The organism is Burkholderia sp. Bp8994 (assembly GCF_003853805.1).
Lineage (GTDB): Bacteria > Pseudomonadota > Gammaproteobacteria > Burkholderiales > Burkholderiaceae > Burkholderia.
In genome coordinates this window covers 61,304-81,962 of sequence record NZ_QTQH01000011.1, presented here as the reverse complement: position 1 = coordinate 81,962, position 20,659 = coordinate 61,304, and the positions used below count along the sequence as shown (strand labels likewise).

Sequence of the window (20,659 nt, the reverse complement as noted above, 5' to 3'; positions counted from 1 at the left end):
ATCAGCCTCCGTGTACGTCGAACAGCGCATCGAGCGCGGCGAGGCTCGATTCGAACGGTGCGCATTCGCGAAAGCCCTGCTGCAGGAACGATTCGATGCGCGGGTAGAGCGCGATCGCGCGGTCGAGCTGCGCGTCGCGGCCGGGCGCATAGGCGCCGACCGCGATCAGGTCGCGATTGCGCTGGTAGCGCGACAGCATCTGCTTGAACTGCCGAACGCGGTCGAGATGCGGTTCGTCGATCAGCGCGGTCATCGCGCGGCTGATCGACGCCTCGATGTCGATCGCCGGATAGTGGCCGGCCTCGGCGAGCGCGCGCGACAGCACGACGTGGCCATCGAGGATCGCGCGCGCCGAGTCGGCGATCGGGTCCTGCTGGTCGTCGCCTTCGGTCAGCACCGTGTAGAACGCGGTGATCGAGCCGCCGCCTTCGGGCCCGTTGCCGGTGCGCTCGACGAGCGCGGGCAGCTTCGCGAACACCGACGGCGGATAACCCTTGGTCGCGGGCGGCTCGCCGATCGCGAGCGCGATCTCGCGCTGCGCCATCGCGTAGCGCGTCAGCGAATCCATCAGCAGCAGCACGTGCTTGCCCTGGTCGCGGAAATACTCGGCGAGCGACGTCGCGTAGGCGGCGCCCTGCATCCGCAGCAGCGGCGACACGTCGGCCGGCGCCGCGACGACGACCGAGCGCGCGAGCCCGTCCTCGCCGAGGATCTGTTCGATGAATTCCTTCACTTCGCGGCCGCGTTCACCGATCAGCCCGATCACGATCACTTCCGCGCTGGTGTAGCGCGCCATCGTGCCGAGCAGCACCGACTTGCCGACGCCGGAGCCGGCGAACAGGCCCATCCGCTGCCCGCGGCCGACGGTGAGCAGGCCGTTGATCGCGCGCACGCCGACGTCGAGTACGTGGTGGATCGGCTCGCGATCGAGCGGGTTGATCGACGGCGCCGACAGCGGCGCATCGACCTTCGACCCGAGCGGGCCGAGGCCGTCGAGCGGGCGGCCCGACGCGTCGACGACGCGCCCGAGCATTTCCCAGCCGACCGGCAGCCGCTTGGCGCCCGCGAGCGGATCGGCGACGGGCGCGGCCTCCAGCGGCCATACGCGCGCGCCGGGCAGGACGCCGGCGACGTCGGTGGTCGGCATCAGGAACAGGCGATCGCCGGAGAACCCGACGACTTCCGCTTCCGCGTGCGGCAGCGTGCTGCCGGGCGGCAATTCGATCGTGCATTCGGCGCCGACCGACAGGCGCAGCCCGATCGCCTCGAGCACGAGGCCCGCGGCGCGCGTGAGGCGCCCGCACGGCCGCAGCGGCAGCGCGCGGTGGCTGCGTGTCGCGAGCCCGTTCAGGTGCGTGCGCCAGTGCGCGAGATGCGGATTGTGCGGCGCGCGCGGCGTGTCGCAGGCGGCATCCGTCGCGTGTGCCGGCGCGTCGTGCGCGGTGTCGTGCGGACCGTCGGGGCCGAACGACGCGAGCGCGAGTTCGCGCTCGAGCGGCGTCATTCCGTCGTGCAGGATCGATTCGGGCGTGGGCGTCACCATGCGCTCACCTTGCCGATCGCGGCGGCGACGCGCTGCCAGCGGGTGGGCAGCGTCGCGTCGACCTCGCCCGTCGCGGCGTGCGCGCGGCAGCCGCCGCGCTCGATCGACGCGTCGGTGCGCACGTTCCAGCCGAGCGTATCGAGTTCGTCCTGCAGATAGGCTTCGACGACGGGCAGGTCGGCCGGATTCACCGCGAGATGCGGCGCGCCGGACAGCGCCGGTTCGGCGGCGAGCACGTCGCGCACCGCCGCGACGAGCGCGGCCGGATCGTGCTTCACGTGCTGGCGCACGACCTGCTGCGCGATGTCGAGCGCGAGCTGCGCGAGGTCGGACGCGAGATCGTGCTCGATGCTCGACACGGCTTCGCGGAACGACGCGGCGAGCGCCGCGAGCTGCGCGGCCTGTTTGCGGGCTTCGGCCTGGCCGGCTTCGAAACCCTGCTCGCGGCCCTGGTCGAAACCGGCCTGATAACCCAGCGCCTGGCCTTCGACGTGACCGGCCGCATGGCCTTCGGCATGCGCGGCGTCGCGCACGCGCTGCAGGTCCGCGGCGAGCGCGGCGGCGGCCGCTGCGGCAGCGTCGGGCGGCGGCGGGGGCGGCGGCGGATCGAACGACGCCATCTCCCACCGCTGGTACGCGGTGAGGGTGCCGGCGGGCTCGCGCGCGGAATCAGACATACGCGTCTTCCGCCTTGCCGCCGATCACGACCTGGCCGCTTTCGGCGAGATTGCGGACGATTTGCAGGATGCGGCGCTGCTGCGTCTCGACTTCGGACACGCGCACCGGGCCGCGCGCGTCGAGATCCTCGGCGAGCAGTTCGGCCGCGCGTTGCGACATGTTCGCGAGGAACTTCTGGCGCAGCGCGGGCGGCGCGCCCTTCAGCGCGATGATCAGCGTTTCCGACTCGACTTCCTTCAGCACCATCTGGATCGCGCGATCCTCGAGGTCGAGCAGGTTCTCGAACACGAACATCTGGTCGATGATCTTCTGCGCGAGCTCCGCGTCGTACTGGCGCACGCTTTCGAGCACGCCTTCCTCATGATTGCTCGTCATGAAGTTCAGGATCTCGGCCGCGGTGCGGATGCCGCCCATCGGGCTGCGCTTCAGGTTGTCGCTGCCGGACAGCAGGCCGGTCAGCACGTCGTCGAGCTCGCGCAGCGCGGCCGGCTGGATGCCGTCGAGCGTCGCGATCCGCAGCAGCACGTCGTTGCGCAGCCGCTCGGTGAAGCACGATGCGATCTCGGACGCCTGGTCGCGGTCGAGGTGCACGAGGATGGTCGCGATGATCTGCGGATGCTCGTTCTTGATCAGTTCGGCCACCGCGCCCGAGTCCATCCACTTCAGGCCCTCGATGCCGCTCGTGTCGCTGCCCTGCAGGATCCGGTCGATCAGCACGCCGGCCTTGTCCTCGCCGAGCGCCTTGGTCAGCACCGAGCGGATGTAATCGCTCGAATCGAGCGACAGCGCGGTGTGCTGCTCGGCTTCCCTCGCGAACTCCTGCAGCACGTCCTCGACCTGCTCGCGCGTGACGTTCTTCAGCGCGGCCATCGCGGCGCCGATCTTCTGCACCTCGCGCGGCGCGAGGAACTTGAATACTTCAGCGGCCTCTTCCTCGCCGATCGACATCAGCAGCAGCGCGCTCTTGGTCAGGCCTTCAGCGTTCATCGGACACCCAGTTCTTCACGACGGTGGCGACGATCTTCGGATCCTGGCGGGCGATCGTGCGCGCGTAGTCGAGGTTGCGTTCGTAGCGGTTCTTTTCGTTCTCGAAGCCGAGCAGCAGCGCATCGGGCTCGTCGGCCTTGTCCGGGGCGGGCAGGCCGTCGAGCACGACCGCATCCTCCGGCGCCGCGAGCGCCGGCGCGGCCGGCTCGGGCGGCGGGAACGCGCGGCGCATCGCCGGGCGCACGAACATGAAATAGAGCGCCGCCGCGGCCGCCGCGATGCCGAGCCACTTCGCGGCTTCCTTCGCCATCGCGATCATGTCCGGCTGGCGCCACCACGGCAGGTCGGCGTACGGATCGCTCGCGGTCGAGAACGCGCTGTTCACGACGTTCACCGAGTCGCCGCGCTTCTCGTCGTAGCCCATCGCGTCCTTCACGAGCTGCTCGATCTGGGCGAGCTTCGCGGGTGGCAGCGGCTGCATCGTCACGTGGCCCTTCGCGTCGGCCACCGGCTGGTAATTGACGACGACGGCGACCGACAGCCGCTTCACGTTGCCCATCGGCTGCTCGACGTGGCGGATCGTCTTGTCGAGTTCGTAGTTGGTCGTCTGGTCCTTGCGGTCGCTGACGGGCGTCGACTGCGGCCCGCTCTGGCCGTTGCCGGCGACGATCGGCGCGGAGGCCGGCTGCGGCGGCGTGTTCGACAGCGCGCCCGGCACGCCCGAGGCGCCGCCCTGCGCGAGTTCGGTGGCCGTGCTGGTCTGCTGGCTGCGGATCGCGGTCTGCTGCGGCGAGGCGTTCGGGCCGTAGCTTTCCGAGGTCTGCTCGAGCCTGGAGAAATCGACGTCCGCGCTGACCTGCGAGCGCGCGTTGCCGGCGCCGAAGATCGGCGCGAGGATCGCGTCGATGCGCTTCTGCGTGTTGCGCTCGACCTGCTGCACGTACTTGAGCTGGCTCGCGTCGAGGCCGGAGGCCGACGCCGTCTGGGTCAGCAGGTTGCCGTCCTGGTCGACGATCGTCACGTTCTTGGCCGGCATGTCGGGCACGCCGGACGACACCATCCGCGTGATCGCCTGGACCTGGCCCTCGTCGAGCACGCGGCCCGGGTAGAGGTCGACGAACACCGACGCGCTCGGCGCTTCCTTGTCGCGCACGAACACCGACGGCTTCGGGATCGCGAGATGCACGCGCGCCGTTTTCACCGCGTTGATCGACTCGATCGTGCGCTGCAGCTCGCCTTCGAGCGCGCGCTGGTAGTTCACCTGCTCCGCGAACTGGCTGATGCCGAATTTCTGGTTGTCCATCAGCTCGAAGCCGACCGAGCCGCCCTTGGGCAGGCCCATCGCGGCGAGCTTCAGGCGCGTTTCGTGCACCTGGTTCGACGGCACCAGGATCGCGCCGCCCGCGTCGGCGAACTTGTAGGGAACGTTTGCCTGCTGGAGCGCGGTGATGATCGCGCCGCCGTCGCGGTCCGACAGGTTGCTGTACAGCACGCGATAGTCGGGCGCGCGGCTCCACAGCACGAGCGCGGTGATCGCGGCGACGGCGAACGCGACCGCGATCACGAACGGCAGCTTCGGGTTGCCCTTCATCCGCGAGATGCCGGGGATGCGTTCCGCGAAGCCGCCGAACCCGAAGTCCGCGCCGGCGCCGCCTGCTCCCGGCAACGCGGCGGCCGCGGTGGCGCCTGGCACCGGGCTGGCGAGGCCCGTGCGGGCGTCGGGGTTGATCAGCGAGTTGGCCTGCGAATCCATGCGTGGAGTTTCTCCGGAGCGGGACGACTGAGCCGCTCGGACGAGCGGACGGACAATGACACGATGCGATTATCGGGACCCGGGCGCGACTCCGATCGACCGAAAAGAGCGGGGTTTCCCCCGTACTTTCGCGGCTTTGGCGCGCGCCGCGCTGCTATCCTTTTTCGCGATCCGGCATGGTGCGCGTCGTACGGCGCCGTCGGAAACGCCCGGTGTGCCCGGGTCTCATCTCTTACAGGTCTGGGGACAACATGGCTGCCAACGTCAGCGGAATCGGTTCGGTGTTGCAACAGATGCAGGCGATGGCCGCGCAGGCGAGCGGCGGCGTCGGGAGCCCGGCGGCAGCGCTCGCCGGCTCGGGCGCCGCGACGGCCGGCACGTTCGCGAGCGCGATGAAGGCGTCGCTCGACAAGATCAGCGGCGACCAGCAGCACGCGCTCGGCGAGGCGCACGCGTTCGAGGTCGGCGCGGCGAACGTGTCGCTGAACGACGTGATGGTCGACATGCAGAAGGCCAACATCGGTTTCCAGTTCGGGCTCCAGGTCCGCAACAAGCTCGTGAGCGCGTACAACGACATCATGCAGATGTCGGTCTGACCCGCCGGCAACCGGCGACGGGCATCCGGCGACGGGCTTCCCGGGGCAGCCGCCCAGGGGAGCAGCCTGCCTGCCGCGCCGGCGGCCCGCGCACCTAAAGCTTTCCAATTCCGTTCCGATAACTCTGGAACGAGGCCGCGTCGTGCATCGCAAGGCGGCGGCCACCGCATAGCCAACGCATCACAAGGAGAAGCGCATGTTTTCCCCAGGACACGCTGGAGCCAGTGCGTACGCGCGTGTCGGCGTCGAGACGGGGGTGATGGGCGCCTCCCCGCACCGGCTGATCGCGATGCTGTATCAGGGCGCGCGGCAGGCCATCGCGCTCGCGCGCATGCATTTGCAGCAGGGCAACGTGTCCGCACGCGGCGAAGCGATCGGCAAGGCGATCGGGATCGTCGAGAACGGCCTGCAGGTGTCGCTGAATCGCGACGCGGGCGGCCAGATCGCCGAGCGCCTCGACGCGCTGTACACCTATATCGGCCGGCGCCTGCTGGAAGCCAACATGCACGCGAGCGACGCGATGCTGGTCGAGGTCGACGGGCTGCTCGCGACGCTCGAGGAAGCATGGACGGGCATCGCTCCGGAAGTCGCGCGCATGGCCGCGCAACAGGCGGCGGGCGCGGCGCGATGAATCTCAAGGCCGAATACTTCGCTCGCTACGAGGCGCTCGCGGCCGTGTCGGGCCGCATGCTGTGCGCGGCGCGCGGCGCGGACTGGCGCGCGCTGCCGGAGTTGCAGGCCGAATTCCTGAGGCTCGTCGACGGGTTGAAGGCGGCCGCTCCGGGTGTCGCGCTCGACGAAGCGGACCTCGGCCGCAAGCTCGCGCTGATCCGCCGCATCCTCGCCGACGACGCCGCGATCCGCGATCTCGCGAGCCCGGAAGTCGCGCGGTTGTCCGCGCTGTTCGAGGCGCGGCGCTCGACCGAGGTATTGACCGATCTCTACCGCGCTCGCGGATAGTGCCCGTTTGCCGGGGCGGCGGTAGCCGCGTGCCCGGCATCGCAACGATGTGGCTGAGGTGAGCAGGCTTCGATCATGACCGGTATCGACTCCGTTGCGGCCGCCCTGCTGGCGAGCCGCCTCGACAGCCTGCTGGCCGGCACCGTGACGGCGCCCGCCGGCGGCGGCGCGACCGCGCAAGTCGGCACGCCGGGTGCCGGCGCGTCGTCGCCGCCCGCGACGGGGGCCACGCCGGCCGCGCCGCCGGCGTCCGCGCAGACGGCGTTATCCGATGTCGCGCTCGTGCTCGATGCGATCTCGCGCTCGGGCGGTGTCGCGACGCCCGTGATCGTCGGGCGCACGCCGCTGCTGGCCGACCCTTCCGTGCTGCTGGGCGGCGCGGCGACCGCGCCGCCGGTCGGGCAGAGCGCCTCCGATCCGGCCGCTTCGGCCGCCGCTTCTTCCACTGCTTCCTACACCGCTTCTTCCAGCACTTCTTCAACCGCGTCGCCCGCGTCCGACGTCGCGGCCACGCGGGCTGCGGCTGCCGCACCGCCCGTCGCGGCGCTGCGCGCGGCGCTCGCGCAGGCCGTGAGCGAAAGCGGCCTCTTCTACGAATCCCATCTCGCGCAGTGGCTGGCCGGCCAGCGCCCGCTCGCCGCGCTGATGCGCGAACCGCAGGCGCGCCTCACGACCGTGCCGGTGCAGCCCGCCCCGGATGCCGCGCAGCACGATGCGCCCGATGTGCTCGACGAACTGCTCGCGCCGCGTCTGCCGTTGCCGGCGGCCGCGCCGCGATTCGCCATGCAACCGGGCGCGCCCGCGCCGAGCGGTGCAGTGCCGCACGAGCCTGTGCAGAACGCCCAGCTGGTCGCCCGGCCGGGTACCGCGTCGGGCACGGCCGCGCTGACCGACCCGCTCGGCGACCATCCCGACCCGCGCTGGACGCCGGCGCGCGCCGAACTGGCCGCCGCGTCGGCCGATCCGCAGGCGCAGGCATCGGCTCCCGTGCATCCGGCCGCCGTGCCGATCGTCCGGCAGCAGCTCGACGCACTCGCGACGGACCAGTTTCGCTGGGCGGGCGAGGCATGGCCCGGCGCGCGGCTCGACTGGACGATCGAGCCCGACGAGCCGGGCGGCCGCGCGTCGCGCGGCGGCGACGACACGGGGGACGGGATCGCCTGGCGCACCCGGCTGACGCTCACGTTGCCGTCGCTCGGCACGGTCGACGCGGAGCTGGTGTTGAACGGCAAGCAGCTCGTCGCGCGGCTGCGCGCGAATTCGGCCGGCGCCGACCGGCTCACGCGAAACGAGGCGGCGTTGCGGCAACGGTTCGAGGGATCGGGCCTGCAGCTCGGCGGACTGTCGATCCGCGCGGTCGGCGACGAGCCGGACGGCTTCGATCCGCTCGTCGCGCAGGCCGCCGCTGCCGCGTATGCGCGCAGTGCGGCTGGCGGCATGCCGGGCGCCGACGACGAGGTGCCGCGATGAGCATGACGTCGCGCAAGCGCGCGGCCGCGCTCGTCTACGATCCGAAAGGCGGCGATGCCGCGCCGCGCGTGGTCGCGAAGGGGTATGGCCTGCTCGCCGAGATGATCGTCGCGCGTGCCCGTGATGCGGGGCTGTACGTGCATACCGCGCCGGAGATGGTGTCGCTGCTGATGCAGGTCGACCTCGACGACCGGATTCCGCCGCAGCTTTACCACGCCGTCGCGGATCTGCTCGCGTGGCTGTATGCGCTCGATCGCACCGAGCCCGAACCGGATGACGCCGCGCCGCGCTTTCCGTTGCCGCCGCTGCGCCGCTGAGTCGCTGAGTCCGCGTCCACGCCTCCCCCCGGGTTTTCTTGCGAAATGCTGTCCGGGTCTTTCGCGATCATTTCGTCGGCATTTTTCGTCTATTGACCGGAATCTGTGCGCGATCTGTATGCTTTTTCGGTTATCTCTGGACTTTCTCGCCCGCTCCGGCGTGTGCCGGCGGATTGAGCGGTCGCGTCATTTGTGTAATGATATCCATTCTCATTTTCATGCTGTCCTGGCGGCGTACGTTTTCCGTGCGCCGCCCGTTGCTTTGAACGAATGGATACTCTCGCGTGAACGCGCCCGAAACTATCGCCCCCCCGCAGGCCGGCAGGCCCCCCGCGGGCGTTACCGTGCTCCATCCGGCCGCACGGCCCCTGAGCGACGCCGAACTGGCGGTGCGCCGCCAGCGCTCGCGCCGCGCGACCTTCATCAAATGGCTGCGCAAGGTGCATGGCTGGATCGGACTGTGGGGCGCGGTGCTCGGATTGCTGTTCGGCGTGACGGGCGTACTGCTGAACCACCGTGCGCCGCCGCTGAAGATCCCGACCGGGGAACCGCAGGTCGAGCAGATGCAGATCGCGCTGCCGGACCCGGTGCCGAAGTCGCCCGCCGCGATGACGAAGTGGCTCCAGCAGGAACTGCACTTCGACGGCCGGCCGGGCCGCGTGCGCAAGGAGCCTGCGCAGCCGGTCACCTGGGGCGACAAGCGCGTGATGCAGCCCGAGCACTGGCAGATGGGCCTGTTCGGTCCGCACCAGAACCTGCAGGCGGAATACTGGGTCGGCAACGGCTACGTGTCGGTGAAGCGCACCGGCAACACGTTCCTGACGACGCTGAACAACCTGCATCGCGGCGTCGGCATGAATCTCGGCTGGGTGCTGCTGATGGACACGATCGCGGGTTCGCTGATCCTGCTATCGCTGACGGGCGTGCTGCTGTGGACGGAGCTGAACAAGCGCCGCACGGTCGGCGTGGTGCTGGTGGCCGGCTCGGTCGCTGCGGCGCTCGCGGCGGGACTCGCCTGACGTCGGCATCGACGCGCGCCGGTTTTCGCCGACGCATGACGGCCATCCGGCGCGGCCTTGCACCGCAGCGACGGCGTCAAGAAAACGCCGGGCCGCCCCAGGTTTTCCGTCCCGAAGGAAGTCTCCTTGGGGGGCTGGCGCGAAGCGACCGGTTTGGAGGGGGCCTCAGAGGCCGCAGGCCGCGCCGCCGTTTGCCGCGATTTCGCGGGCGGCCTTCGCGCCCTCGACCTGCAGGATCGTCGGCAGCGACACGTTGTTCTTCGCGGCCGTCACTTCGGCGAGGATCGAGATCGCGATTTCGGGCGGCGTGCGGCTGCCGATGTAGATGCCGGCCGGCCCGTGCAGCCGCGCAAGTTCCGCCTCGCTCAGGTCGAATTCGAGCAGCCGCTCGCGCCGCGCCGCATTGTTGCGTCGCGAGCCGAGCGCGCCCACGTAGAACGCGGGCGTCTTCAACGCCTCCATCAGCGCGAGATCGTCGAGCTTCGGGTCGTGCGTGAGCGCGATCACGGCCGAACGCGCGTCGAGCTTCATGTCGAGCACCGTGTCGTCGGGCATCGTGTGCACGACGCGCGTGCCCGGCACATCCCACGCATCCGTGTATTCCTCGCGCGGATCGCAAACCGTCACCTGATAGTCGAGGCCGACCGCGATCTGGCACAGATAGCGCGACAATTGCCCGGCGCCGATCACGAGCATCCGGTAGCGCGGCCCGTGGATCGTCACGAGCCGCTCGCCGTCGAACGCGAGCCCGTCGGTCGCCTGCGCGGGTGACAGCGACGCGCGCCCGGTCGCGAGCGTCATCGTGCGCGTGACGAGGCGGCCGGCTTCGACTTCCGCGCACAACGCGGCGATCCCGCTGTCGCGCGTGAGCGGCTCCAGCACGAGCTGGATCGTGCCGCCGCAGGGCAGCCCGAAGCGGTGCGCTTCCTCGGCCGTCACGCCGTACTTGACGGCTTCCGGGCGCGCGTCGGCCGCGATCCCGCTCGCATGCACGCGGGCGATCAGGTCGTCCTCGATGCATCCGCCGGACACGGAGCCGACCACGAGCCCGTCCTCGCGCACCGCGAGCATCGCGCCTTCGGGGCGCGGCGACGAGCCCCACGTCTTCACGACCGTCACGAGCAGCACGCGGCGCCCTTCGTCGAGCCAGCGCGCGCTGGATTTCAGTACATCGAGATCGACGCTTTCCATCATCCTGTTCCTGTTGCCGGACGGCCCGCCGGGCCGGGCCGTCGTTCGATGGCGGGATTATGAACCGGCCGGCGCGCGCGTGCCGGCAGCGTGCAGATCGTGGCGGCAAATCCGGACGATCGGGCAAGAAATCGCGACGATCGGGCAGCGATCGTGCGCGGGCGGGGCGAAGCGGCGCATGTCGCGCCGCCCGCGCGGGTGCGCCTGTGGCGAGGACGATTCGGGCGGGAGACGATTCAGGCGGGAGGGAGCGGGGCGCACGGGGCCGGTGCCGGCCCGGCGTGGCGTCGTACCGCTACACGCTGGGTGCTGCGCGCGGTGTGCGCGCGCAGCGGCGGCGGTCAATGCGCGTCGTGGTGACCGTGCGCGAGCTTCGAGTGGCGCCGCGAATACAGGAAGTAGATCACGAGGCCGATCACGAGCCAGATGCCGAACGCGGCCCACGTGACGGGCTGCAGGTTCAGCATCAGGAACAGGCACGCGCCGACCGCGAGGATCGGCACCACCGGCACGCCCGGGCAACGGAACGCGCGCGGCAGTTCCGGGTGCGTGCGGCGCAGCACCAGCACCGCGATCGACACCATCGAGAACGCGGCGAGCGTGCCGATGTTGATCAGCTCGGCGAGCACGTTGAGCGGCACGAGCGCGGCGATCAGCCCGAAGAACAGGCCGACGAGCCAGGTCGTCAGGAACGGCGTCGCGTAGCGCGGATGCACGCGCGACAGCGTCGCCGGCAGCAGCCCGTCGCGCGACATCGCGAAGATGATCCGCGTCTGGCCGTAGCTCATCACGAGGATCACGGTCAGCATGCCGAGCACCGCGCCGAGGTCGATGAAGCCCGCGACCCACTTCTCGCCGGCGATCTGCAGCGCATACGAGATCGGGTGCGACACGTTCGCGTACTGCGCCGACGGCACGATGCCGGTCGCGACCGCCGCGACCGTCACGTACAGCACCGCGCACACCGCGAGCGACGCGATGATGCCGATCGGCAGGTCGCGCTTCGGGTTCTTCACTTCCTCGGCCGCCGACGACACCGCGTCGAAGCCGATGAACGCGAAGAACATCACGGCCGCGGCGCCGAACACGCCGTTCCAGCCGTGCGGCATGAACGGCTTCCAGTTCGCGGGCGTCACGTGGAACACGCCGACCGCGATCACGAGCAGCACAACCGACACCTTGATGAACACCATGATGTTGTTGATGCGGGTCGACTCGCGGATGCCGATCGACAGCAGCGTCGTGATCACCAGCATCACGAGGAATGCCGGCAGGTTGAACCACGTGACGACGCCCGGAATCGCGCCGGGTGCGGCCGTCAGCACGGTCGGCAGCGAGAGCCCGAAGCCCTGCAGCAGCGACTGCAGGTAGCCCGACCAGCCGACCGACACGGCCGACGCCGCGAGGCCGTATTCGAGCATCAGGTCCCAGCCGATGATCCAGGCGACGAGCTCGCCGAGCGTCGCGTACGAATACGTGTAGATCGAGCCCGCGACCGGAATCGTCGACGCGAATTCGGCGTACGACAGCGCCGCGAGGCCGCATGCGATCGCGGCGATCACGAACGACAGCATCAGCGCTGGGCCGGCCTGCACGGCGCCCGTGCCGGTCAGCACGAAGATGCCGGTGCCGATGATCGCGCCGATGCCGAGGAAGGTGAGGTCGATTGCGCCGAGCGCTTTCTTGAGCCCGGCGCCGTGCGCGCCGGCGATCATGCGATCGACGTTTTTCTTGCGGAAGAGGGACATTGCGGATGTGTCTCCGGCGCGCGCGAGCGCGGCGGCGCCGAGTGAGTGAAAACCCGCAATTTTAGCCGATTTGGCGTGAAAGACCCGCTGCGGCGCAGCGGCGTGCTCCGGAATCGCCCGACAAAACAAGCGCTTGCGCGCAGCATTCGGCGGCCGGCGCCGGCGCGGCGCAGGCCGGCGCGGTGAACGGCGCGATTCCGGTGAATCCGGCGGATCAGGCGCCCGACGCGGGCGTCATCTCGACGAGCCGGTTGCTCATCACGTAGAACGTCAGTTCCGCGTTGTTCGACAGCCGCATCTTCTCGAGCAGCCGCGACCGGTACACGCTGACCGTCTTCACCGACAGCGACAGCGTGTTCGCGATGTCGGTGAGGCGCTTGCCCGACGCGAGCATGCAGAGCGTCTGGTATTCGCGGTCGGACAGCTTCTCGTGCGGCAGCGGTTCGTTCTCGAACGACACGTATTCGGCGAGCGCCTCGGCCATCGCCGGGCTCACGTACTTGCGGCCGGCCGCGACCTGCTGGATCGCGCCGATCATCTGCGCGGCATTCACCGTCTTCGACAGGTAGCCGGAGGCGCCGGCCTTCAGCGCGCGCACCGCGTACTGATCCTCGCGGTACATCGAGAACATCAGCACCGGCGCGCCCGGCAGCTTGCGCTTGATGCGCTTGAGCACCTCGATGCCGTTCGCGTCCGGCAGCGAGATGTCGAGCAGGATCACATCGAAGGCCTGGCGGTCGACCGCGGCCATCGCATCGCTGCCGGTCTCGGCTTCGGTCACGTCGCGCGCGACACCGCGGTCGATCAGCAGGTGGCGGATCCCTTGGCGGACGATCGCATGATCGTCCACGAGCAGGATGTTCAGGCTCATGGCGACCTCACGAAAGCGACGCGCGGCGCGCGGCGGCCGGCACCGCGAACAGCGAGTCCCACGCGAAGCGCGCGATGACGCGCGTGCCGCGGCCCGCTTCCGGCGCACGCGCGTCGAAGCTGCCGCCGAACGCCTCGCAGCGTGCGCGCATCCCGGCGAGGCCGTAGCCGGCGCGCCGGCTGCGGGTAAAACCGGTCCCGTCGTCGGTGACGATCAGGGACAGATGCGTGGCGTCCGTGTCGATCTGCACGTCGACGGACGCCGCGCGCGCATGCTTCGCGACGTTCGACAGCGCTTCCTGCGCGACACGGAAGATCGCGAGCGCGCCGGCGCCGCCGAGTTGCGTGAGGCGCGCGTCGGCCGCGCAGACGAAGCTCGTACGCAGGCCAGTGCGGGCCGCGTGGCTGTCGGCCCACGTCGACAGTGCGCCGACGACGCCGCCGTCGAGTGCCGGCGTGTCGCGCTCGTCGATCAGCCTGCGGTTGGCGTCGGTCGCGGCGTCGAGCGACCGCTGCGCCAGCTCGAGCGCGCGCAGGCAGCCCTCCGGCGCATCGGCCGGCAGCCACGTTTGAACGTTTGCGAGCGCGAAACGCGCGGCGGTGAGTTCGGCGCCGAGCCCGTCGTGCAGTTCGCCGGCCAGATGGCGGCGGGCCGCTTCGTCGGCGGCCGTCAGCTGAAGGGACAGCGCCGCGATCCGGGCGGCGGACGCGTCGCGGTTGGGCAGGGCTTCGGCCACGGGGGCTGCTGCCGCGCCGTCGCCAGGCACGCGCGGCTGCGACGGGAACGGGGCGTGGGCGCCCGGGGGCGCGTTGAGCGACGTATCCATGACTCTCCCTGCTGTCAGAAAGCGGTTCGGGCACCGGCTGGCTGCGTGGATCGGCTGCCGTTTCGATGACGGTCGCCGTCAGAGAATCGCCCCTTGCCGAGGTAACAGAAGTTACAATTTGTAACGTTTGAGTCCGACCCTTCAATGACCGTCCCGACGCCAACCATGCGGGCCGAATAATATCTCAAAAATTTTGAAAAGGTCATGTCAGACGGAGGTTTAAGGGTAAATGTGAATAATCGGAATGAAGCTGGCTGTAGGAAAAACACCGACACGAAAGCACCGGCGTTGCGCGTATCCAAATGTAACGATTTGACATGGAATAGTCCCAGTTTGTTACGAATTCGCCAAGTAGGGACGAAAAAAAACCGGAGCTTTGGCTCCGGTTCTTGATACGGCACAAATTCGGGGTTCGATCAGTCCACGAATGCACGCTCGATCACGTAGTGACCCGGCGCGCTGTTCTTGCCTTCGACGAGGCCGGCCTGCTTCAGCAGGTCGGTCGTGTCCTTCAGCATCGCGGTGCTGCCGCACAGCATTACGCGGTCGTTTTCCGGCGAGAACGCCGGCACGCCGAGGTCCGTGAACAGCTTGCCCGTCGCGATCAGGTCGGTGATCCGGCCCTCGTTGTCGAACGCTTCGCGCGTGACCGTCGGGTAGTAGACGAGCTTTTCCTTGATGATGTCGCCGAGGTACTCGTGGCCCGGCAGGTCGTGCTTGATGTAGTCCATGTACGCCAGCTCGCCCTTCAGGCGGCAGGTGTGCGTCAGGATGACCTTGTCGAAGCGTTCGTAGATGTCCGGGTCGCGGATGATCGACATGAACGGCGCGAGGCCCGTGCCGGTCGACAGCATCCACAGCGTCTTGCCGGGCAGCAGGTTGTCGGCGACGAGCGTGCCGGTCGGCTTCTTGCCGATCAGCACCGAGTCGCCCACCTTCAGGTGCTGCAGGCGCGACGTCAGCGGGCCGTTCTGGACCTTGATGCTGAAGAATTCGAGGTGCTCTTCGTAGTTCGGGCTGACGATCGAGTAGGCACGCGCGAGCGGCTTGCCGTCGACCTCGAGGCCGACCATCGTGAATTCGCCGTTGTTGAAGCGCAGGCTCGGCTCACGGGTGCAGGTGAAGCTGAAAAGCGTGTCGGTCCAGTGATGGACGGATTGGACGGTGGCGGTGTCGTATTTGCTCATGGCTTTGAAAACGGACGCGCGTAGCGGACGCGTGTAACGGGCCCAAAAACGGGCAAAAAAACCGAGTGCGTCGGCCCGATCGCGGATCGGCCGGCCGGCGCGTCGGACACGCGCCTTCTCGATGACAGACGTTTGATGAACTCTTTATTTTACCCTGCTTGGGGCAGATGCGGGCTTGACCCGCGCGGCTGCGCGGATTTGGCGCAACGGAATCTTGCAAACAGCTTTCAGTAATCGGCAGCGAGCTTCGCGCCGCGAACATGCTGGTCCGGAACGCGCACGCTTTCGAGCCGGTCACGCAGGTGAACCGGCCGCTGCGATATGCGCTTCGGTAGTCGCGGGCATGCGGTGCTGCCGCGTCACCGCGAATCGAGGCGCAGCCGCGCGATATACGGCAGGTGGTCCGACAGCCACGCGGTTTCGCCGGACGGCGCCTGCCATTCGAGCGGCGTCAGCCCGCGCACGAACATCTTGTCGAGCGCGAGCGCCGGGGAGAACGCGGGGAACGTGCGGCCCGACTCGCCGAGCAGCGTCGCGACCTCGGACAGCCCGATCTCGGCGAACAGCGCGACCGAATCGTTGCGCCAGTCGTTGAAGTCGCCGGCGAGCACGAGCGGGTCGTCGCCCGCGTTGCGCACGATCCAGTGCGCGATCCAGTGCATCTGGCGCAGCCGCGCCGCACGCGTGAGCGCGAGGTGCGCGCACAGGAGCGTGACGGGCCGCGCGCCGGCGAGCGTCGCGCGCGCGACCAGCAGCCCGCGCCGCTCGAAGCGGTGCGCGGAGATGTCCCAGCGGCCGCCGAGGTCGAGCGGGTGCGGCGACAGGATCGCGTTGCCGTGCCGCCACGACGGCTTGAACACGTTCGGTCCGAGCGCGATCTGCCAGTCGAGCGCTTGCGCGATCTCGGTGGCCTGGCAGTGCCACACGTCGTCGACCGCGTCGTCCATCGGCGCGCCGAAGCCGGGGGCGAGCATCGGACGCGGCATGCGGCGCGCCATCGCTTCCTGCAGGAAATACACGTCGGCGTGCGTCGACTGCATCCAGTTGCGCATCGCGTTCCATGCGGTGAAGCCGAGCGGCGAGCGGCCCTTGTGCAGGTTCCAGCTGACCGCGGTGATTTCGTCGGGCGCGGCGTGCGGTTCGGCGAACGGGAGGGACAGGGCGTCGGCGGACATGGCGCTCAGTCCTTCGCGACGTGCGCGCGCACGCGGTAGACGAGATGCGGGCGTTGCTCGACGAGCGTCCAGTCGGTCCATGCGTCGCCGCCGACCGACAGCCCCGGATGGCTCGCGACGATCTGCCGCGGCGACGCGGGCACGCACGGATCGCTGCGCGTCGCGTTTTCGTCGTCGAGGGTTTCCTGCACGTCGAGCGCGAGCGACACGGTGCGGGCGGCGTCGTCGACGGTGAGCGGCGCGACCGTCACCGAGCGCGAGCGCTCGGTCGGCACGACGCGCGCGGCGTTGCCGCAGCCGACGGGCACGGCGGACGGATAGCGATGGGTGTCGGTGCGGGTCTGACCGACGGTGGTGCGTTGCTGGAACGTGTCGATCGTCTGACCGTCGCGCACCACCTGGATCTCCCATGCGACGGCTGCCGGTGCGGCGCTCTGCGCATGGGCCGCGAGCGCGGCGCTCGCGAGCAGGACGGCCAGGCCGTGTTTCAGCATGAAACTTCTCCGGAAACGCGGGGTAGCGGGGAACGGACGCACATCTTACGCCCGATCGATCCGGACGGTCGCGTGACACGATGCGTCGCCGCGGGTTCGCAGCACGATCTGGTCCTGATCGAAAGGTAGGTGCGCGTCACGCGTTTTCAAGCGAAAAAGCGCGCGAACTCGGCGACGCTCGCGCGCTCGGTGACGAGGCGGTTCTCGATCGCGTGCGGGTCCGCATGGCCGAGCGACATCCCGCACACGAGTTGCTCGTTGGCCGGGATGCCGAGATGCTCGGCGACGATCCGGTGGAACGGCACGAACGCGGCTTGCGGGCAGGTGTCGAGGCCGCGTGCGCGCGCGGCCGTCATCACGCCCTGCAGGAACATCCCGCAGTCGAGCCATGCGCCGTGCGTCATCACGCGGTCGAGCGTGAAGAACAGTGCGACCGGCGCATCGAAGAAGCGGAAGTTGCGCGCATGCTGCGCGTGCATGCGGGCCTTTTCGTCGCGGCCGATGTTCAACAGACCATACAGGTCCCAGCCGACCTTGCGGCGCCGGTCGATGTACGGCGACACCCATTCGCGCGGATAGTAGTCGTACTCGGCGACGTATTTCTCGTCGCGCGCCGGATCGTCGTATGCCGCGGTGAGGGCCGCGGCGAGCGCGTCGCGGGTCGCGCCGGTCGCGACGTACACGTGCCACGGCTGGATGTTGGTGCCCGACGGCGCGCGGCTCGCGGCTTCGAGGATTGCCTCGAGCGTGTCGCGCGGCACGGGCGTCGGCAGGAACGCGCGAATCGCGCGGCGCGACTTGAGCGCGGCGTCGACAGCGTCGACGGCGTGGATCGCGTCGGGATCGACGCGCGGGGCAGCAGCGGGGACGGACATCGGCAACCCTTCGAGACGAAGCGCGCGGCGCCGTGCGGGCGCCGTGGCGAGGCCGGCGCGACGGCCGGTGAACCATCGATCATACGCCGCGCGGCGCGACGCCGCAGCGCGCGCACGGTGTTAGCAGCAGACCGCGGTGGCTGCTTGCTTGCACGCCGATGCGGGATCGCTACACTGAAATCGTAAGGGTCTGATGATCGTGTGACGGCAGCAGCGGCGAGGTTGGTATGACGACGGCGATGGTGAAACAGGAACTGGCGGTGGCGTCCTTCAGCACGGTGTACGACCTCGAGCAGGTCGAGACCGCGTTGAACGAGCTGAACGAGAGCGCGAGCGACGCACTGCGCGCCACCTACGAGCGGATGCTCAAGACCGGCAATCTGCGCTTTTGCGTGAAGCCGAACCGGATGCCGTCGTTCGACGAACTCGGCGACGCGCTGCCCAATTTCACCGAACCCCTCGACGACGTGCGCAAGCAGGTCGCGCTGTGCCTCGAGACCGACGACCGGCTCGAACTGATGCCGATCCTGCTGCTCGGGCCGCCCGGCATCGGCAAGACGCATTTCGCGAAGGCGCTCGCGCAGCTGCTCGGCACCGCGTACCACTACGTGCCGATGAGTTCGCTGACAGCCGGCTGGATCCTGTCGGGCGCATCGTCGCAATGGAAGAACGCGAAGCCCGGCAAGGTGTTCGAAGCGCTCGTCAACGGCAGCTACGCGAACCCGGTGATCGCGGTCGACGAGATCGACAAGGCGGGCAGCGACGCGCAATACGATCCGCTCGGCGCGCTGTACGCGTTGCTCGAGCACGACACCGCGCGCGCGTTCGTCGACGAATTCGCCGAGGTGCCGATCGATGCGGGCAACGTGATCTGGGTCGCGACCGCGAACGATGCGCAGGCGATCCCGGAGCCGCTGCTGAACCGGATGAACGTTTACGAGATCGCGCCGCCGGACGCGGCCGGCGCGCGCCGGATCGCGCAGACGATCTACGACGAGATCCGCACGTCGCACGCGTGGGGGCGGCGCTTCCCCGACACGCTCGACGACGACGCGCTCGACGTGCTGGCCGCGACGCCGCCGCGCACGATGCGCCGTGCGCTGCTGCATGCGTTCGGCGCCGCGCGGCTCGACGGCCGGGACGTGATCGCACCGTCCGACATCCGCGCCGACGAGGGCGCGGCGAAGCGCCGGCCGATCGGGTTCTGAGCCGGCGGCGCGCGCCTCGCCGCGGCCTGCGCGCGTCGCGCCGTGCGGCGCGGCGCACGCGACATGCCGATGCAAGCGCGTTCGGCAGGCGGGCGAACCGGGACGTACAATTCTCTTCTCTCCCCTCGACGCGTGAGCGACGCGAAACGCCATGGAGCAGATGGATTGTGTGGTGATCGGCGCGGGTGTCGTCGGTCTTGCGATTGCGCGGGAGCTGGCCGCGCGCGGACGCGAAACGATCGTGCTCGAGGCGGCCGACGCAATCGGCACGGGCACGAGTTCGCGCAACAGCGAGGTGATTCACGCGGGGCTCTACTACTCGCGCGGCTCGCTGAAGGCGATGTCGTGCGTGCGCGGGCGCGACCTGCTGTACGAGTTCTGCGAGACGCGTCACGTGCCGCACCGGCGCGTGGGCAAGCTGCTCGTCGCGACAAGCGCCGCGCAGGTGAAGCAGTTGAAGGCGATCGCCGCGCGCGCGGCGGAAAACGGCGTGCTCGACCTGATGCCGCTCACGCGTACCGAGGCGCAGACGCTCGAGCCCGCGCTCGATTGCGTGGAGGCGCTGTTTTCGCCGAGCACCGGCATCGTCGACAGCCACCAGCTGATGCTCGCGCTGCTCGGCGACGCGGAGCGCGACGGCGCGGTGTGCGCGCTGAAATCCCCGGTAGAGTCGATCGACGTGTTGCGCGGCGGCCGCTTCGTCGTGCGCACCGGCGGCGACGCGCCGACCGAAATCGAGGCCGCGTGCGTGATCAACAGCGCGGGCCTCGGCGCGCAGGCGCTCGCGCGCCGCACGCGCGGCCTCGATCCGCGCTGGGTGCCGCCGCTCTATCTCGCGCGCGGCAACTACTTCAGCCTGTCCGGCCGCGCGCCGTTCTCGCATCTCGTCTATCCGATACCCGACCGCGCGGGGCTCGGCGTGCATCTGACGCTCGATCTCGCCGGGCACGCGCGCTTCGGCCCGGACGTCGAGTGGGTCGATGCGCTGCGCTACGAAGTCGATCCGGCGCGCGCGCAGGCGTTCTACACGTCGATCCGCACGTACTGGCCCGACCTGCCGGACGACGCGTTGCAGCCGGCCTACGCGGGGATCCGGCCGAAGCTCGCGGGGCCCGGCGAGCCGCCGGCCGACTTCATCGTGCAAGGCACGGCGCAGCACGGCGTGCGCGGCCTCGTGAACCTGTTCGGCATCGAGTCGCCGGGGCTGACCGCGTCGCTCGCGCTCGGGCAGCGCGTCGCCGACATGACGTCGCATGGCTGACACTCACGGCCCGCATCCGTGCGGGCCGGCCGTGCGAAACCCCGGGCGAGACCCGTGTGAAATCCCTTGTGTGAAATCCCTTATCTCCGGCATTTCGGCGCGCACATTCATGCGCTTGAGCGTTATTCTGTTGAACGGCCGTCGCCAGAACGGCTTTCAAACCGATAACGTTGGAGCGAGTCCCCCATGAAAACATCCCGTCGGAGTTTCCTGATCACGAGCATCGGCGCCGTGTCCGCGCTGGCGCTGTCGCGCGAAGCGCTGGCCGATGCGCCGATGCTGTCGGAAACGGATCCGACCGCCGTGGCGCTCGGCTACAAGGCCGATGCGACGAAGGTCGACAAGACGAAGTATCCGAAATACGCAGCGGGCCAGGATTGCGCGGCCTGCATGCTGTACCAGGGCAAGAAGGGCTCGGCGTCGGGCCCGTGCGGTGCATTCCCGGGCAAGCAGGTATCGGCGAAGGGCTGGTGCAGCGCATTCTCGAAGATGGGTTGATG

Annotated in this window: 21 protein-coding genes; 9 read left to right on the top strand and 12 right to left on the bottom strand. The window is 69.4% G+C overall.

From position 1 onward, the window contains the following. Position 1: 1 nt before the first annotated feature. From fliI to fliF, 4 genes are read right to left on the bottom strand one after another with little or no spacing between them, the layout of a single operon-like run. Positions 2–1,543 carry a flagellar protein export ATPase FliI gene (fliI, locus tag DIE04_RS14025; RefSeq protein ID WP_124486675.1) on the bottom strand — a complete coding sequence of 514 codons (1,542 nt, stop codon included), beginning with the start codon at positions 1,541–1,543 and terminating at the stop codon, positions 2–4. Further along, positions 1,537–2,220, bottom strand: coding sequence for a flagellar assembly protein FliH (fliH, locus tag DIE04_RS14020; RefSeq protein WP_124486674.1), 684 nt, complete (start codon positions 2,218–2,220; stop codon positions 1,537–1,539). The genes fliI and fliH overlap by 7 nt, the downstream gene beginning before the upstream one ends. Then, positions 2,213–3,208 (bottom strand): flagellar motor switch protein FliG, encoded by a 996-nt coding sequence (gene fliG, locus DIE04_RS14015; RefSeq protein ID WP_124486673.1) that lies wholly within the window; start codon positions 3,206–3,208, stop codon positions 2,213–2,215. Before fliG ends, fliH begins: the two co-directional genes overlap by 8 nt. Next, positions 3,198–4,961, bottom strand: a complete 1,764-nt coding sequence (gene fliF, locus DIE04_RS14010) for a flagellar basal-body MS-ring/collar protein FliF (protein ID WP_044849242.1) — start codon at positions 4,959–4,961, stop codon at positions 3,198–3,200. Before fliF ends, fliG begins: the two co-directional genes overlap by 11 nt. A gap of 251 nt (positions 4,962–5,212) precedes the next feature. Here fliF and fliE point away from each other — a divergent pair, with 251 nt between their 5' ends. The 6 genes from fliE (at position 5,213) to DIE04_RS13975 (ending at position 9,323) form a co-directional block, all read left to right on the top strand. Further along, the gene (gene fliE, locus DIE04_RS14000) at positions 5,213–5,557 is read left to right on the top strand and encodes a flagellar hook-basal body complex protein FliE (RefSeq protein WP_044849241.1); all 345 of its coding nucleotides are present in this window, start codon (positions 5,213–5,215) and stop codon (positions 5,555–5,557) included. A gap of 196 nt (positions 5,558–5,753) precedes the next feature. Further along, a complete protein-coding gene (gene fliS, locus DIE04_RS13995; protein WP_044849240.1) occupies positions 5,754–6,188 on the top strand; it encodes a flagellar export chaperone FliS in 435 nt (144 codons plus the stop codon). Further along, entirely contained in the window at positions 6,185–6,517 is a 333-nt protein-coding gene (locus tag DIE04_RS13990) for a flagellar protein FliT (protein ID WP_044849239.1), read from the top strand. Before fliS ends, DIE04_RS13990 begins: the two co-directional genes overlap by 4 nt. Positions 6,518–6,592: 75 nt before the next feature. Then, positions 6,593–7,987: a flagellar hook-length control protein FliK gene (locus DIE04_RS13985; protein WP_124520547.1), complete on the top strand. Its 1,395-nt coding sequence runs from the start codon at positions 6,593–6,595 to the stop codon at positions 7,985–7,987. Next, a complete protein-coding gene (locus tag DIE04_RS13980) occupies positions 7,984–8,304 on the top strand; it encodes an EscU/YscU/HrcU family type III secretion system export apparatus switch protein (protein ID WP_124520546.1) in 321 nt (106 codons plus the stop codon). The genes DIE04_RS13985 and DIE04_RS13980 overlap by 4 nt, the downstream gene beginning before the upstream one ends. A 284-nt stretch (positions 8,305–8,588) precedes the next feature. Beyond that, positions 8,589–9,323, top strand: coding sequence for a PepSY-associated TM helix domain-containing protein (locus DIE04_RS13975; RefSeq protein WP_124520545.1), 735 nt, complete (start codon positions 8,589–8,591; stop codon positions 9,321–9,323). A gap of 165 nt (positions 9,324–9,488) precedes the next feature. Here DIE04_RS13975 and DIE04_RS13970 read toward each other — a convergent pair whose 3' ends face one another. From DIE04_RS13970 to DIE04_RS13930, 8 genes are all read right to left on the bottom strand, one after another. After that, positions 9,489–10,514 (bottom strand): XdhC family protein, encoded by a 1,026-nt coding sequence (locus DIE04_RS13970; RefSeq protein WP_044848843.1) that lies wholly within the window; start codon positions 10,512–10,514, stop codon positions 9,489–9,491. Positions 10,515–10,855: 341 nt separating this feature from the next. After that, on the bottom strand, positions 10,856–12,262 hold the full coding sequence (locus DIE04_RS13965; protein ID WP_124520544.1) for an amino acid permease: 1,407 nt from the start codon (positions 12,260–12,262) through the stop codon (positions 10,856–10,858). A gap of 214 nt (positions 12,263–12,476) precedes the next feature. Then, the gene (gene rqpR, locus DIE04_RS13960) at positions 12,477–13,133 is read right to left on the bottom strand and encodes a response regulator transcription factor RqpR (protein WP_044848845.1); all 657 of its coding nucleotides are present in this window, start codon (positions 13,131–13,133) and stop codon (positions 12,477–12,479) included. A 7-nt stretch (positions 13,134–13,140) separates the two neighbouring features. Next, the gene (gene rqpS / locus DIE04_RS13955; RefSeq protein WP_124520543.1) at positions 13,141–13,959 is read right to left on the bottom strand and encodes a quorum system sensor histidine kinase RqpS; all 819 of its coding nucleotides are present in this window, start codon (positions 13,957–13,959) and stop codon (positions 13,141–13,143) included. A gap of 416 nt (positions 13,960–14,375) precedes the next feature. Beyond that, entirely contained in the window at positions 14,376–15,146 is a 771-nt protein-coding gene (locus DIE04_RS13950) for a ferredoxin--NADP reductase (protein ID WP_059535031.1), read from the bottom strand. Between the two features lie 359 nt (positions 15,147–15,505). After that, on the bottom strand, positions 15,506–16,321 hold the full coding sequence (locus tag DIE04_RS13940; protein WP_124520542.1) for an endonuclease/exonuclease/phosphatase family protein: 816 nt from the start codon (positions 16,319–16,321) through the stop codon (positions 15,506–15,508). 5 nt (positions 16,322–16,326) lie between these two features. Further along, positions 16,327–16,815: a hypothetical protein gene (locus DIE04_RS13935; protein ID WP_044848849.1), complete on the bottom strand. Its 489-nt coding sequence runs from the start codon at positions 16,813–16,815 to the stop codon at positions 16,327–16,329. A 146-nt stretch (positions 16,816–16,961) separates the two neighbouring features. Beyond that, positions 16,962–17,690 carry a nitroreductase gene (locus tag DIE04_RS13930; RefSeq protein WP_124486663.1) on the bottom strand — a complete coding sequence of 243 codons (729 nt, stop codon included), beginning with the start codon at positions 17,688–17,690 and terminating at the stop codon, positions 16,962–16,964. 227 nt (positions 17,691–17,917) lie between these two features. On the opposite strand from DIE04_RS13930, the gene DIE04_RS13920 reads away from it, so the two are divergent. The 3 genes from DIE04_RS13920 to DIE04_RS13910 all read left to right on the top strand — a co-directional run bounded on the left by DIE04_RS13920 (position 17,918) and on the right by DIE04_RS13910 (position 20,657). Then, entirely contained in the window at positions 17,918–18,898 is a 981-nt protein-coding gene (locus DIE04_RS13920) for an AAA family ATPase (protein WP_044848851.1), read from the top strand. A gap of 151 nt (positions 18,899–19,049) precedes the next feature. Further along, the gene (locus tag DIE04_RS13915) at positions 19,050–20,159 is read left to right on the top strand and encodes an NAD(P)/FAD-dependent oxidoreductase (RefSeq protein WP_124520541.1); all 1,110 of its coding nucleotides are present in this window, start codon (positions 19,050–19,052) and stop codon (positions 20,157–20,159) included. Positions 20,160–20,345: 186 nt separating this feature from the next. Then, positions 20,346–20,657, top strand: a complete 312-nt coding sequence (locus DIE04_RS13910; protein ID WP_021163765.1) for a high-potential iron-sulfur protein — start codon at positions 20,346–20,348, stop codon at positions 20,655–20,657. Positions 20,658–20,659 lie beyond the last annotated feature (2 nt).